This window comes from Mesorhizobium sp. BHscii (assembly GCF_053848065.1).
In genome coordinates this window covers 110,596-125,130 of sequence record NZ_JBSPKW010000004.1, presented here as the reverse complement: position 1 = coordinate 125,130, position 14,535 = coordinate 110,596, and the positions used below count along the sequence as shown (strand labels likewise).

Annotated in this window: 9 protein-coding genes and 1 pseudogene; 4 read left to right on the top strand and 6 right to left on the bottom strand. The window is 62.4% G+C overall.

Annotated elements, in window-relative coordinates; all coding sequences use genetic code 11:
- The first annotated feature begins 74 nt into the window (after positions 1-74).
- Together ACWTU7_RS07850 and ACWTU7_RS07845 are read left to right on the top strand one after the other, a co-directional pair.
- Positions 75-1,064 (top strand): GlxA family transcriptional regulator, encoded by a 990-nt coding sequence (locus tag ACWTU7_RS07850; protein WP_455838546.1) that lies wholly within the window; start codon positions 75-77, stop codon positions 1,062-1,064.
- 139 nt (positions 1,065-1,203) lie between these two features.
- A complete protein-coding gene (locus ACWTU7_RS07845; RefSeq protein ID WP_455838461.1) occupies positions 1,204-2,856 on the top strand; it encodes a vWA domain-containing protein in 1,653 nt (550 codons plus the stop codon).
- A gap of 430 nt (positions 2,857-3,286) precedes the next feature.
- Here the strand turns inward: ACWTU7_RS07845 and ACWTU7_RS07840 are convergent.
- Positions 3,287-3,706 (bottom strand): annotated as a pseudogene (locus tag ACWTU7_RS07840) (VOC family protein).
- A gap of 145 nt (positions 3,707-3,851) precedes the next feature.
- Here ACWTU7_RS07840 and ACWTU7_RS07835 point away from each other — a divergent pair.
- Entirely contained in the window at positions 3,852-4,019 is a 168-nt protein-coding gene (locus tag ACWTU7_RS07835; protein ID WP_455838462.1) for a hypothetical protein, read from the top strand.
- Between the two features lie 54 nt (positions 4,020-4,073).
- Here the strand turns inward: ACWTU7_RS07835 and ACWTU7_RS07830 are convergent, their stop codons facing one another.
- The 5 genes from ACWTU7_RS07830 to zwf all read right to left on the bottom strand — a co-directional run bounded on the left by ACWTU7_RS07830 (position 4,074) and on the right by zwf (position 13,403).
- Positions 4,074-6,830 (bottom strand): adenylate/guanylate cyclase domain-containing protein, encoded by a 2,757-nt coding sequence (locus tag ACWTU7_RS07830; protein WP_455838463.1) that lies wholly within the window; start codon positions 6,828-6,830, stop codon positions 4,074-4,076.
- The gene (locus ACWTU7_RS07825) at positions 6,812-8,449 is read right to left on the bottom strand and encodes a peptide ABC transporter substrate-binding protein (protein WP_455846505.1); all 1,638 of its coding nucleotides are present in this window, start codon (positions 8,447-8,449) and stop codon (positions 6,812-6,814) included. The genes ACWTU7_RS07830 and ACWTU7_RS07825 overlap by 19 nt, the downstream gene beginning before the upstream one ends.
- Before the next feature lie 869 nt (positions 8,450-9,318).
- A complete protein-coding gene (gene edd / locus ACWTU7_RS07820) occupies positions 9,319-11,163 on the bottom strand; it encodes a phosphogluconate dehydratase (protein WP_455846504.1) in 1,845 nt (614 codons plus the stop codon).
- 72 nt (positions 11,164-11,235) lie between these two features.
- Entirely contained in the window at positions 11,236-11,952 is a 717-nt protein-coding gene (gene pgl, locus ACWTU7_RS07815) for a 6-phosphogluconolactonase (RefSeq protein WP_455838466.1), read from the bottom strand.
- On the bottom strand, positions 11,934-13,403 hold the full coding sequence (gene zwf / locus ACWTU7_RS07810) for a glucose-6-phosphate dehydrogenase (protein WP_455838467.1): 1,470 nt from the start codon (positions 13,401-13,403) through the stop codon (positions 11,934-11,936). The genes pgl and zwf overlap by 19 nt, the downstream gene beginning before the upstream one ends.
- Before the next feature lie 307 nt (positions 13,404-13,710).
- On the opposite strand from zwf, the gene ACWTU7_RS07805 reads away from it, so the two are divergent.
- Positions 13,711-14,457, top strand: a complete 747-nt coding sequence (locus ACWTU7_RS07805; protein WP_455838547.1) for an SDR family oxidoreductase — start codon at positions 13,711-13,713, stop codon at positions 14,455-14,457.
- Positions 14,458-14,535 lie beyond the last annotated feature (78 nt).

The following is a 14,535-nucleotide window of genomic DNA, read 5'->3' as shown; positions in this document are numbered from 1 at the left end:
CAGGTGGGATCACTTGGCGTTGCATAAATGCGGCTGAAATAAAGAGATAGAGCGGGATGCCCCACTCGACCCAAATGCATCCCGCTCTAGAGCGGCCGGTCGCGAACGATCTTGTTCCAGGCGGCCGGCAGTTCGGGTTCCTGCTGGTCGACAAGTTTTCCATGTTCTCGTTGGCCGCCGCAATCGACACGTTCCGGTCGGCGAACCGGCTGCTCGGCCACGACTTCTATGGCTGGACGACGGTGTCGGCCGACGGCGATGCCGTCATGGCTTCCAACGGCCTGCCGCTCAAGATCGACTACGCTGTCGCCGATCTGCCGCCGGTCGATATCCTTTTCGTCTCGGTCGGGCTGACGACGGAATTTCCCGGCAAGAGCAAGGTGCTGGCGGCGCTGCGCAGCTGGGGCCGCCGCGGCAACGCGCTCGGCGCACTGTCGGTCGGCTCCTATCTGCTCGCCGAGGCAGGCCAGCTCGAAGGCTATCGCTGCACCATCCACTGGGAAAACCGCGCCGGCTTCGTCGAGCGGTTTCCCGACATCAACTGCACCGGCAATGTCTTTGAGATCGACCGCAAGCGCTACACCTGCGCCGGCGGTACCACCTCCATCGACCTAATGCTGGAGATCGTGCGCGGCGATTTCGGCTCGAGCCTCGCCAACGGCGTCGCCAACCAGTTCCAGCACGAGCGCATCCGCTCCGCCGGAGACCGCCAGCGCGTCGGCCCTGAGCGCGACCTGACCGGCAAATCGGAAAAGCTGCGGCGCATCGTCGAGCTGATGGCCGACCATCTCGACGAGCCGCTGTCGGCGGTGCAGCTCGCCAAATCGGCCGGCCTGTCGGTGCGTCAGGTCGAGCGCCTGTTCCTGCGACACCTCACGGTGACGCCCGGCCGCTATTACATGCGGCTCAGACTCGAGCGGGCGCGCGAATTGCTGCGCCAGACCAACATGCCGATCCTCGACGTGGCGATCGCCACCGGCTTCACCTCGCATTCCTATTTTGCCCAGAGCTATCGGCTGCAGTTCGGCCGGCCGCCTTCCGAAGAGCGTCGCACGACGTATTGAGGGATTGGCTCAAGGCTTGTGGCCAACCCTCCCATGCCCGGCGTCCGGGCTTGTGTCCCGACGCGGCGTCAAATAGCTTCCCCCGGACTGGCAGAGACTGACTGGCTGCGACGAACTGGCAGCCACTGGGGGAGATTTCATGGCGGGACTTGCGCGGAGCGTCGCTGCGGCGGCTCTCCTTTTGTGGATGACGACGCCCGGCCTTGCCGCCGACCGTGTCGTCATCGTTCTCGATGCCTCCGGCTCGATGTGGGCGCAGATCGACGGCAAGCCCAAGCTCGAAATCGCCCGCGAAACGCTGCGAACCGTGCTGCAATCGGTCCCGGCCGACAGGGAAATCGGCTTCATGGCCTATGGCCATCGCGAGAAGGGCAGTTGCGAGGACATCGAGCTCATCGTGCCGCCGCAGGCCGGCTCGGCACCTGCTGTTTCCGCTGCCGCCGATAGTCTGAAATTCATCGGCAAGACGCCGCTGACATCAGCGGTCAAGCAGGCGGCCGAGGCGCTGAAATACACCGAGGATAAGGCCACCGTCATCCTGATCACCGATGGGCTCGAGACCTGCAAAGGTGACCCTTGCGCGCTCGGCAAGGAACTGAGGGCTGCCGGTGTCGATTTCACCGTAAACGTCGTCGGCTTCGGCCTGACCGCGGACGAGGGCAAGCAGGTCGCTTGCCTCGCCGACAACACCGGCGGCAAATACATCCAGGCGTCCGACGAGCAAGCCCTACAGGACGCGCTGGTCGAAACCATCGCCGCCGCGGCGCTCGAACCAGCGCCTGCGCCGCAGCCGGCCCCCGAGCCGGAAAAGCCGGAGTTCAACTTCATGCCGGCCGTGGTGCTCGCCGAGGGCGGCGATCCCGTCACCGACGGCAATTCCTGGGAGATCTACAAGGCGAGCTCCGACGGCACCCGCGGCGATTACGTCACCACCGAATACGGAGCCTACAAAGGCAATCTGGAGCCGGGCGGCTACCTAGTCGTCGCACGCTATGGCGAGGCCAGGACCGAACAGAAGATCACGGTCGAGGCGGGCCAGGTCTACAAGCCCCTTGTCACGCTGAATGCCGGCACGCTCATCATTCATCCACGGCCAAGTGAGGGGGCTGATGTGGCCGATGGTGCGGCTGTCGTGATCGCCTATCCGGGCGTCGATACGCCCGCGACCTATTATGGCGACACGAAGGTCGTGTTGCCGGCCGGCGACCAGAAAGTGACGGTCAGGATCGGGCAGGGCGAAATCACCGAAACCATCCCGCTCACTGCCGGCAGCATCGTCGACAAGGATATCATCGTCGGTGTCGGCCATGTCGTTGCCAACGCCTACTACATTGCTGGCGGCGACAAGGCCGACGCTTCGGGCATCGGCTTCAAGGTGTTCAAGGCAAGAAAGAAGATCGACGGGACGAGGCAAGAGGTGGCTCATGCCTATGGTCCCGACAGCAAGTTCGATCTGCCGCCCGACGACTATGTGCTGACGGCGACGGTCGACCTTGCCGTCGTCGAGCAGCCGTTCAGCGTCAAGGCCGGTGAGCATCAGGATCTGAAGATCGCCATCAATGCCGGCGTGCTGGCGATCACCGCGCCAGGGGCCTCGAAGATCGAGATTTTCGAGGCGAAGAAGGACATTAACGGCAACCGCAAATCGCTCGGCTACGCCTACGACGAGAAGTATCAGGCGGCGCTGCCGGCCGGCGACTATGCGGTCGTCTCGAAGAGGTCGGACAACAGTTCGAAGGAAGGCACGGTGACGGTCAAGGCCGGCGAGCGGGCCGAACTGACGGTACAGTAGCGACGCAATTCGATGCCGATGTCGATTGCTCGCGACGGCCTTGAAGGCGCAAGGTATCGACGCGATCGACCGATCGTTAGATAAGCAAACGCCCCGCAATTGCCGAGCTTGGCCTTGGAATGCGGCCGGCGCTGTGGTCGTACAGATCGGACTGGCATTCGCTTTTCTACCCTCGCAGGCAGCGTCGACGCGAACTAGTCGAATGTTGCCATTCGTCTCGTGGATCGGAACGAGCAGGTAGCGCCAGGAACGGCCATCCCCGTTATGTCTGTCGAACGACCGGCGTGGGCCGAACCTGCCCGTCCGCTGTCGGAACGAAGTTGCCGACAAGCAGCCGTTCCGTTGACGACCTCGTTAACGCCCAAACGCGTCGGCGCCAAGGCGCCGACATCCGGTTTCTTTCTTCTACTGGTGTTTGTTGGGCATGGGATCAGCCCTGCGACGGCCTCCAGTCAACCGATGGAATGACGTTGACCATCCACGGGACGCCGAACCTGTCGATCAGGGACCCGAAGCCGGGCGACCAGAAAGTCTCGCCGAATGGCATGACAGCCTTGCCGCCTTAAGACAGTTGATCGAACCAGCGTTGGGCTTCGGACTTGTCCTCGGTGTGCAGGGTGAAGTCGAAGCCGTTCTTGGGTTTGTCGATGTTGGGTGCCCATCCGGTGTCCATGTCGGCACCCATCAGTGCCTGGTCCCCGACGTCGAGCCAGCAGTGCTTCAGCCAAGTCTTGTACTTCTCATCAGTGATCGGCATGCCGGGGGGGCGCATCGCCATAGGGCATGGCGGCGGTGATCTTCCGCCCAGGACCTTGGCATAGATCGCCGGCCAGCACCCTCTGCCCGGCAGCCCTGAAGCGGGCCAAGGAGCGGGCCGAGTGTGCGGGGACATGGCCGCCCCGCGTGCAGGTTATCGCTATCGGACGTGAGGGGGCCGTCGTCATGAGCGATCCTGCTCGACCGAAACTACCCATTGCGGAGAGAGGTTCCCAAAAATGAGCCCGACCGAAAGGGGCGTTAGGGCACTGGCAACGTTCGAATGGCCGATTATCGAGCCAGACAGTATCGGCTTCCCGGTGTTGGATGCGAAAGATCTGCCGTTCGTTCTGAGCCGGCGTGCGGCAAGTCATGACCCTGAGCCGACCTACAAGCACTCCGGTTGAACGACGCGAAACCGCTGGAACGGTATGCAAAGATATCGCGAGCGACCAAGGCACTCAGCATTCGTGTCGAGCGTTCAGGTTCCGTAGTTGTGCAATAAATTCTTCGAGCACCTTGATGGCTTCGGCTCGGCCAGCGTCTTTCAGGAAGGGTACGTCGATCTCGACCCGCAATCCTTCCTGGATGTGGCGGAGCACCGGCACGGGAGTCGGTTGATCGCCCCGAATTCCAAGCACACGATATGACCGAACAGGTTCCGAAAAGCCTTTGATGGTCAGCGGCGTCAACTCCTCTGACTCGATGTCGTCCTTGACAAGCGCCCAAGTCTCATGCGCCAGCAGAACGCCGCCAAGATCGGCATGTGCCTGAAGGCGCGAGGCGAGATTCACCTCGCCGCCGATGATGGTGTAGTCCATCCGGTCCTCACTGCCGAAATTGCCGACGGTGCAGTAGCCGGTGTTGATTCCGATACGCAGATGGAAGGGCAGTTTATAGCCTGCGTCCACCCACTCTCTCTGCAGTTCTTTCATGCGCCTCTGCATCGCGATCGCCATCCTGACGCAGGCGAGCGCATCTTCTCTGGTGCCTTTCGTCTCGGGGTCGCCGAAGAAGGCGAGGATGGCATCCCCAACATACTTGTCGATGGTTGCGCCGTGCTCCAAGGCAATCTTCGCCATCTCGGTCAGGTACTGATTGAGCAGTTCGGTCAATTCCTCGGACTCGAGTTTGTCCGTCGTCGCGGTAAAGTCGGCAATGTCGGAAAAGAACACGGTGAGTTTCTTTCTCGATGAAGAAATCTCGACGTTCCGTTTGCCCGAGAAGATCGATGAATAAACCTGCGGCGAGAGATACTTGGACAGCTTGCTGGAAAGCGATTCGAGCATGCGGTTCTGTTCGCCGACGCGATTGCTCGCTTCCTCTGCCTCGCGCCTGGCAGCCGCCGTTGCAGTGTGAAGTTGAGCGTTTTCCAGCGCGATCGAGGCGAGCTGTCCAAAGCGCTTCAACAACTCGACCTCTTCCTCGCCGAAGTCGAGCGCCGAGGCGTCGTCGTAAGCAATGCCGAGCACGCCAACGACCGTGTCGCCGGACTTGAGCGGCACCCCCATGATCGCCCGAATAGTGATGTCCATTTGCGCTGCGGCAGCGGCCCGTCCCGGCCAGTTCTGATAGTCGGTGATCACGAGGGGCTCGCCAGTATTCCACACCGTGCCGGCTACCCCTTCGTTTATCGCCAGCCTCTGGCCGATATGCGTGGCGTAGACCCCGACTCCGACCTTGCGCTCGAGAGATTCACCGGCCTCGTCAACTAGGTAGACGTAGCCGTGCTCGGTACCCAGCAACTGCGCTGCTCGACTCGTGAGATCCGACAGAAGCTCGGCAAGATCGAGCCTCGCAATCAACCCGAGCGACGTGTCGTGCAAGGCGCCCAGATATTCGCTCTGGCGGCGAAAGCGTCTGGCGAGGTTCTCCTGCTCTCTGCGGCGGTTCTCGAGGTCTCCAATGTTCGAAGCCAGTTGCACGGTCATGCTGTTGAAGCTGGCAGCGAGCTTGCCGATTTCATCTCCTGACTCGACCTTCGCGCGGGCCGCGAGGTCGCCTCTGCGCACGCGATCGGCGACACCGGTCAGTCGCTGGATCGGTCCGGCGATACTGTCCCGGAATATCAGGCCAAGCAGCAAGCCCGACAAAACGGCTGCTGCCCCGACGGTCAGGATTATTTGTTGCGCACGTTCGAGCTGGTCCCGGCCACCCGCGAGATCGACTTGAAGCCGCTGCTGCTCTTGAGTGGCGACAGCGTCGAGGAGCGCGAGCATGCGCTCTGCGATCGGCACTGCCTTCGTGCGGAACAGATAAAGGTCCTCGCGTGCGTGTTCGCCCTCCACCGCCTCAAACATCCGCGCGGGCAGCTCGAGGAATGCAGTCCGGCTCTTGGCCATTCTATCGATCAATGCAGTCTGGTTAGCCGCAAGCGTGGTGCCCTCTTTCGCGATGTTGGACCAGGCCCCTTCGTTGATGTTAAGGTTGGCTTGATACTCATATTTGAAGCTCTCCCGTCCAGTGGTGACATAGCCGCGCAGCCCAGCGACCATCGCGTAGAAGGAGCTCTGGAACGAGGCCAGGTCGGCCAGGAGCGCCGTATTCGCAGCCGTCGGATCACGGTTCCGCTGGGCCAGCATCATGGCTTTGGCCGACGCCACCACCGTCGCTATGAGCGGGTTGGCGTCGCTCACAAGGATCTTGAGCGCGGGTTCCCTGCGCAGCTGATCGTTACGCAGTTCGAATAGCTGCTCGGACAGTGGTTGCCATTCAGCCAGCAGTTGACCGATTTCTTGCATGCCGAGCTCGGCATTGCTGCGCCCGGCTGGCGACTCGCCCTTTGCGCGCAGGAGACCCTCGAGCTCGCGCATGTCGGCAAGGAAGGCCTCGTTGGCCAGCCGATAGCCATCCCGATAGGATTCGTCGCCAAGTGCCAGATAACCTCGCACCTCGCCCAGCATGCGGAGCAGATTCGCTTGGGCCCGAGCCGATGCAACCGCGCTTGGCGCGCTGAGATCGGTGGTTCTGTTGATGTTGCGAACGGCCGCTATGCTTCCCAGGTAGTTCAACCCGACGACAAGCAGCATTAAAGCGACCAGGATGCCAAAGCCGACCGTAAGCTTGCCGCCAATGTTGAGCTTGCGCAGCGCGGCCGCGACCCAAGCGGTCAGTTTCCCCAAGGGAGCGGTGTACAACTGCCGAATTTGCCCCGACTTCCCGTCCGCTCGGATGCCTTCTGCGTCCCGGCCGCCTCCGATCACTTCTTGCGATGCCACTTCGCTATGTCCCAGGTTTCAGCGTCCCAAGGGGTTGGATCGTAGCCGGCTATGTCATTGCGCAGGCCCGAAGTATAAGCCCATTCGAGGAGCGGAATGACCGCGGCATCGGCGATCAGGAGATCGTTCATCGCCATGAACAGCGCGCTCCGTTTCTCCGGATCGACTTCAGTCGCTGACGCTTGGAACAGCGCATCATACTCGGGATTGCAATAGCGGGCCCAATTCGTTCCCGACCAATTGTTTTTCTTCTGTGCTGCTTCTGCGCAGGTCCAGCCGATCATGTAGCTGCCGGGATCGGGGCCCTTGTTGCCGTAAGCGAACTCCTCGAGGTCCGCATAGAAGTGCCGTCTGGTGTTCGTATTGTCGGGCGACGACCCCAGGAAGATGCTGGAATCGATCAGCTTGTTTTCCACCCGGACTCCGATCGAGCCGAAGTCCGCCTTTATGAAGTCCTGGGTCGCCTCCCGCACCGGGTTGATGCTGGTCTGAAACACCAGCGCCAGCGGGACGCCGTCCTTGTCGCGGACGCCGTCGCTATCGGTGTCGCGCCATCCGGCTTCGTCCAGCAGAGCGCGCGCCTTATCGAGATTGAACTCCCATTTCGTGTTCGGCGAGGCGAAGGCGGCCGGTGCGACAAGGAGATTGGCGGTGGCGCGGCCACTCCTGCCGTGCAGTTCGGCAGCTTTCCGGCGGTCAACGGCGGCCGCCAGCGCCTGCCGGACGCGCCTGTCGGTCAGGATTGGATGCGGGAACTCCGCGCTCGCGCGTTCGCCGTCGGCGGTTTCCCGTCTGGGATCGGTGAAATTGAGCATGATGCGTTCGACATAAGATCCCCAATACAAATCGACCCTACCAACGCCCTTGGTTTCAAGCCTTCGAAGGTCAGCCTCGCCGACCTGAAGGTTCCACGCGTAGTCGACGATGCCTTCGCTCACTGCGTTTGCAGCGGTTCTGGCGTCGCCACCGCCCTGAAGCGTGGCCTGCTTGAACGCCAGGCTGTCACGATCACGATACTCGGGATTTGGCTCGAAGATGATCTTGACCGTGTTGACGACGTCCTCGCCGATGAGAAGGACGTCCTCCGTCCGGAACTCCTTGAGGCGGTAAGGACCGGTGCCCACCGGGGCGAGGTTTGCCGGAGCGCTGGCGGCATCTTTGTTGTTGTACTGGCCGAATACGTGTTCCGGAATAACCATTCCCTGCACGCCGACGAAGGGCAGCGACCAGGCGGGATTGACGTCCTTGAACGTGACCTTGATGGTCAAGTTGTCCAGCGCCTCCACCTTCGCGACTGATTTGTACGAGCCCGCGCTCGACGAGCCCACGTCCTCGTTCACTATGTATTGGTAGGTGAAAAGGACATCCTTTGCGGTGAACGGCACGCCGTCGGACCACTTGATGCCCGGCCTAAGCTTCCATGTGACCGATCTGCCATCGGGCGCGACCTGGCCGTTCTCAAGCGATGGAATCTCGGCTGCGAGAAAGGGCACCAGCCGGCCCTCTGCGTCAAAGCTGGCCAGCGGCTCGTAGACGATACGGCTTGCCGTTTGATCCTTGATGCCCGGCGCCTGGTGTGGGTTCAGTGTGCTTGGCGCTTGCCACAGCAACAATCTCAACGTATCGCCATCCGGCTCGGTCGGCTGTGCGGGTTGGGGCAAACCGACAACAAGCGCCGCGACTATGAGCAGGAATAACCTGCACATAGCATTGATGCGGGCCAACGATACACCCTCTCGGCTCCGAGACGCTCGCATCCCTTCCTCCCTGCCCCTGTGATCCTGCGGCCGCAGCTCCCCTTCAGACAGTTGGCTATGCGAGGAGATGTTTATCTCCAGTCCACGAAATTGATCCCAATTGCAGCCGCTGGCAAGACTAATCGGTCCGAGACCATGAACCTGCACCTAGGGCTGCATGATGCATGCGCTGAAATCGCTGATCGTTGGGGAGGAGATCACCGCGATACGGAAGCGGCTGGGCGCTCGGAATCTGCAGCCGCTGTTTAGATGCAAGCGGTTGGCCAAGAATGACAGCTCATCGCTCATGCGAGTCCTTGCCTTAACGATGGAATGGTGTCTTCAGGTCGCCGGAGGATTGCTGCGAACGAAGAGCATAAAATCCTTGGGATTAAGCTATTCGGCGGGCGTCGGCCGGACGTCGGGTTCTGGCGCGACTACGACTTCCAGCATGGTCACCCGGCAATGTCTGCTCTCGGGCAGCGCCAAAGCTGGACTCAATGGCCGACATGCGGCGCTAAGCGGCCATTCGCGGTGGGTCATGGCGTGAATTCGGCCGGGCGGACGAGCTTCCGCTTGGGGTCGGACTTTGCCGTTTCTGGAAGACGCAGAAGCGCTGGATCGCGCTGCATCGGCTACGAATGACCGGTCACGAGATAGGCAATAATGACTCAAAGGTAACATAGTGGTCAAAAGGCCAAAATTGCGTGGCAATCGACAGCCGGTGTCAGACGGCCACGAGTCGCCCTTTTTCACTGCAGCGCGAATTCTGCCACGTCGTTCCCGAAGGCGCTGGCGCCATGATCGGCGCGGCCGACCATTTGCCGGAACCCAGCGAAAAGCTCGCGGCCGAAGCCGAATTCATTGGCGATAAGATCGCCGTCCGCCGCCCGTCGCAGCGCGAAATCGCCGGCCGGCACCAGCACTTCCAGCGTCCCGGCGTCGGCGTCGAGCCTGATGATGTCGCCGTCATGGATTCTGGCGATCGGCCCGTCCTCGACCGCTTCCGGCGTCACGTGGATCGCCGCGGGCACCTTGCCGGACGCGCCCGACATGCGCCCATCGGTGACCAGCGCCACATGCTGGCCACGATCCTGCAGGACGCCGAGCACGGTGGTCAGCTTGTGCAGCTCCGGCATGCCGTTGGCTTTCGGCCCCTGGAAGCGGATGACGGCAATGAAATCGCCGGTCAGCGAGCCGGCCTTGAACGCTTCATTGAGCCCTTGCTGGCTGTCGAACACCTTGGCCGGCGCCTCGATGATGCGCCGCTCCGGTTTCACCGCCGATGTCTTGATGACGGCATGGCCGAGATTGCCTGAAAGCATTTTCAATCCGCCGGTCGGCTGAAACGCCTTCTTGAACGGCGCCAGCACCTTCGCGTCGCCGCTTTCGCGCGGCGAGGCCTCGCGCACCACGCCGCCGTCGGCGCCGAGCTTGGCCTCGACCGCATAGGGCCGCAGCCCTTCGCCCCAGACCGTCTGGACGTCCTCGTGCAGTATCCCCTCGTCGAGCAGTTCGCGGATCACGAAGCCGAGGCCGCCGGCCGCATGGAAATGGTTCACGTCGGCAAGGCCGTTCGGATACACCCGCGCCAGCAGCGGCACGGCTTCCGAAAGATCCGAGATATCCTGCCAGGTAATGGCGATGCCGGCCGCAGCTGCCATGGCGATCAGGTGTATGGTGTGATTGGTCGATCCGCCAGTGGCGTGCAGGCCGACGATGCCGTTGACGATCGAGCGTTCATCGATCATCCGGCCCACCGGCGTGTAGGCGTTGCCGAGCGCGGTGATCGCCAGCGCCCGCTTCGTCGCCTCCCGGGTCAGCGCGTCGCGCAACGGCGTACCGGGGTTGACGAAGGAGGTGCCGGGCGTGTGCAGGCCCATGATCTCCATCAGCATCTGGTTGGAGTTCGCCGTGCCGTAGAAGGTGCAGGTTCCCGGCCCGTGATAGGATTTGGACTCGGCCTCAAGCAGTTCGGCCCTTCCCGCCTTGCCTTCGGCATAGAGCTGGCGGACCTTGGCCTTCTCGTCGTTGGGCAGGCCCGTCGTCATCGGCCCGGCCGGGATGAACACCGCCGGCAGATGGCCGAAGGTCAGCGCCGCGATCACCAGCCCCGGCACGATCTTGTCGCAGACGCCGAGATAGACGGCCGCGTCGAACATGTTGTGCGACAGGCCGATCGCCGCGGCCATGGCGATCACGTCTCGCGAGAACAGCGACAGCTCCATGCCCGGCTGGCCCTGCGTGACGCCGTCGCACATCGCCGGCACGCCGCCGGCGACCTGGGCAATGCCGCCGGCCTCACGCGCCGCGTCCTTGATCAGCGCCGGAAACGTCTCGAAAGGCTGATGCGCCGACAGCATGTCGTTATAGGAGGTGATGATGCCGAGGTTCGGCACCCGGTCGCCGCCAAGCGCCACCTTTTCCGAAGGGCTGCAGACGGCAAAGCCATGGGCGAGGTTGCCGCAGGACAGCACGGCCCGGTTGGCGGTGCGGCTCGATGCCTCGGCGATACGGCCGAGATAGGCTTCGCGCCCCGGTCTGGAGCGTTGGCGGATGCGCTCGGTGATGGTTTCGATGTCGCGTCTCGCGGTCATGGCGTCGGTCCTTTCAGGCGAGGTCCCGCAAACACCGTCCGGCTGTCTGCCGGGGACCTCGGCAAGTTGAAATCAGGGTGCCCAGAAAACCTCTACGGGCCTCTGGACTGCGTCGAGCACGGCACGAATGGGTTTTCGCGTTTCCGATTCAATCGCGCTCTCGAATGCGTTGCGCTTGTCTTCGCCTTCGATGTGCAGTGCGACGAAGCCGGCCCTGACGATCCGCCCCAGCGACAGCGTCAGGCGCGGTTCGCCGGCGCTTGCCGCGTGGACCGGGAACACGACCCTTTCCGAGGACGGGTCGAGCAGTTTTTCCAGATTGTCGGCGTCCGGAAAGAACGATGCGGTATGGCCATCGGTTCCCATGCCAAGCACGACCACATCGAGCGGCCAAGGCAGCGACCGCAATATCCTGCTGTCGGCCTCCCACGTATCCTCGATGCTTGCTGCCTCATGGTAGAGCGGCACGAAACGTGCGGCTGCGGCCGCGTTTTGCAAAAGATTGGCGGCGACCAGCCCGGCGTTGGAGCGCGGAGACGAGGCCGGCACGCAACGCTCGTCGACCAGCGTCACAGTGATCTTGTTCCAGGCGATCGGGATATTCGAAAGCGATGCGAAAAATTTCGCCGGCGTCGTGCCGCCGGAAACGGCGAGCAGTGCCGTGCCGCGCTCTGCGATTGCATTGGTTAGGCGGCCTGCGACGTGGCCGGCAAGTGCTGCCGCCAGGTCCTGGCGTTCGGCAAACGCGTGCCAGCTGTAGGCGGCGCCGTTCAATTGCTCTCGTGCCATGTCCGCCCGTCGCGTTCGATCAGCGCAATCGAGGCCGAGGGACCCCATGTGCCGGCCGTATAGCCCTGCGCCTCTTGCCTTGCGCTTTCCCATGCGTCCTGGATCGGGTCGATCCACTTCCACGCCGCCTCGACCTCGTCGCGGCGCATGAACAGCGTCTGGTTGCCACGGATGACGTCCATGATCAGCCGTTCATAGGCGTCGGGGGCGCGGCCGTCGAAGGATTGCGCAAAACTCATGTCGAGCGGAATCTGGCGCAGCCGCATGCCGCCAGGCCCCGGATCCTTGATCATGATGAACTGCTTGACGCCTTCGTCGGGCTGCAGCCGGATGACCAGCTGGTTGGCGGAGATCGGCCCGGCGCTTTCGCCGAAGATCGAATGCGGAATTGGCCTGAATTCGATGACGATCTCCGAGACGCGGGTCGCCAGCCGCTTGCCCGTCCTGAGGTAGAACGGCACGCCCGCCCAGCGCCAGTTGCCGATTTCGGCCTTGAGCGCAACGAATGTCTCGGTGTTGCTGTTCCTGCCGAGCTCCTCGACATAGCCTTTCACCGGCCCGCCGGCCGAGGCCCCGGCACGATATTGGCCGCGCACCGTGTGCTTGGGGGCTTCGTTGCCGCTGATGCGTTTCAGCGCCCGCAGCACCTTCAGCTTCTCGTCGCGCACGGCATCGGCATCCATCGACGACGGCGCCTCCATGGCGACGAGGCAGAGGAGCTGCAGCATGTGGTTCTGCACCATGTCGCGCAGCGCGCCGGCCTTGTCGTAGTAGGTGACGCGATCTTCGAGGCCGACGGTCTCGGCCACGGTGATCTGCACATGATCGACATTGGCGGAATTCCACAGCGGCTCGTAGAGCGCGTTGGCAAAGCGCAACGCCATCAGGTTCTGCACCGTCTCCTTGCCGAGATAGTGGTCGATGCGGAAAATCTGGCTTTCATGGAAATCATCGCCGACCAGATCGTTGAGCTCGCGCGCCGAGGCGAGATCGCGCCCGATCGGCTTCTCCAGCACGATGCGCGAGTTCGGCGTGATCAAACCGTTCTCTTTCAGCTTGTGCGAGATGTCGCCGAACAGCGCCGGCGCCACCGCCAGATAGAAAGCGCGGATGCATTCGCTGTCGCCGATCGCCGTCTTCAATTTGTCGAAGCCCGTGCCATTGGTCGCGTCGGCCGAGACATAGGAAAGCCGGGCAAGAAACGTCTTCAGCTCCGTGGCATCGATATCGGCCGGTTTCACATGGTCGGAAATCGCCTGCCTGGCGAAAGCCTGGAATTCCTCATCGGTCATTTTCGAGCGCGACGTGCCGATGATGCGCGTCGGTTCGGAAAATTGATGGCCGCGCTGGCGATGATAGAGCGACGGCAAAAGCTTGCGTTCCGACAGATCGCCGGTGCCGCCGAAAATGATGAAGTCGAAAGGCTCGACGGGAATGATCTGGCTGGTCATGGTCTGTCCGCTTTAACGCCGGCCGCTGTGACGCGGTCGATATATTCTAATCGATTTAGATTTTCCAGTGCCACGACGTCACATCCCGAGGCCAATGGGTTTTTGCCGATTGTCCTTGAGGTCTGCCCTTGACACTGGCGCAACCCGGCGGCTTGTCGGCGAGGTGTTCCGGGTGGCCTTCGCAGATGCAGCATAGAGCGGGATCGAAGCGAAAGCCAAAGGAGAAATCGAGCGTGTATACTGATCTTTCGGCGGCCATCGCCGGCGGCTGCCCGAGCAATCGTCTTCAATCATGAGTGAAAAAGTCATGCGCCTGGAAAACAAAGTTGCCATCATTACCGGTGCCGCGTCAGGTTTCGGCGAGGGTATCGCCAAGCGCTTTGCCGAGGAGGGCGCCAAGGTCGTCGTCGCCGACCTCAACGCCAAGGGCGCCGAACGCGTCGCCAACGAGATCGGCCGGGCGGCGATCTGGACCCAGACGGACGTCTCGTTGCGTTCCGAGTTCGACGAGATGGTCGATGCCGCAAAGAGCGCCTTCGGCCGCATCGACATCATGGTCAACAATGCCGGCTACACCCATCGCAACGGCGATATGTTCGAGGTCGACGAGACGACCTTCGACCTGATCACGGCCGTCAATATGAAGGCGATCTACCACGCCGCTCTGGCGGTTGTGCCGCTCATGGATAGGCAAGGCGGCGGCGTTATCCTGACCACGGCCTCGACGGCCGGCATCAGGCCGCGGCCCGGCCTCACCTGGTACAATGCCTCGAAGGGCTGGGCGATCACCGCGACCAAGTCCATGGCGGTGGAACTCGCGCCGAAGAACATCCGCGTCAACTGCCTCTGCCCGGTCGCCGGCGAGACCGGCATGCTGGAAAAATTCATGGGCGCCGACACACCCGAAATCCGCGAGAAATTCCGCGCGTCGATCCCGCTTGGCCGGCTTTCGACGCCGCTCGACATAGCCAACGCGGCGCTCTGGCTCGCTTCGGACGAGGCGGCTTTCATCACTGGCGTGGCGCTGGAAGTCGACGGCGGACGTTGCATCTGAGCCGCCCGGCCCTGTCGGTTTCAAGTTTGACTTGACGGTACATCGCCCTCGCTGGACGCGGCGGCCGACTGTATTACA

Excerpts from the sequence above, each read along its gene's own strand:
- ACWTU7_RS07850 (WP_455838546.1), top strand. The coding sequence starts at position 75 with ATGCATCCCGCTCTAGAGCGGCCGGTCGCGAACGATCTTGTTCCAGGC.
- ACWTU7_RS07845 (WP_455838461.1), top strand. The coding sequence starts at position 1,204 with ATGGCGGGACTTGCGCGGAGCGTCGCTGCGGCGGCTCTCCTTTTGTGG.
- ACWTU7_RS07835 (WP_455838462.1), top strand. The coding sequence starts at position 3,852 with ATGAGCCCGACCGAAAGGGGCGTTAGGGCACTGGCAACGTTCGAATGG.
- edd (WP_455846504.1), bottom strand. The coding sequence starts at position 11,163 with ATGACCGCGAGACGCGACATCGAAACCATCACCGAGCGCATCCGCCAA.
- pgl (WP_455838466.1), bottom strand. The coding sequence starts at position 11,952 with ATGGCACGAGAGCAATTGAACGGCGCCGCCTACAGCTGGCACGCGTTT.
- zwf (WP_455838467.1), bottom strand. The coding sequence starts at position 13,403 with ATGACCAGCCAGATCATTCCCGTCGAGCCTTTCGACTTCATCATTTTC.
- ACWTU7_RS07805 (WP_455838547.1), top strand. The coding sequence starts at position 13,711 with ATGCGCCTGGAAAACAAAGTTGCCATCATTACCGGTGCCGCGTCAGGT.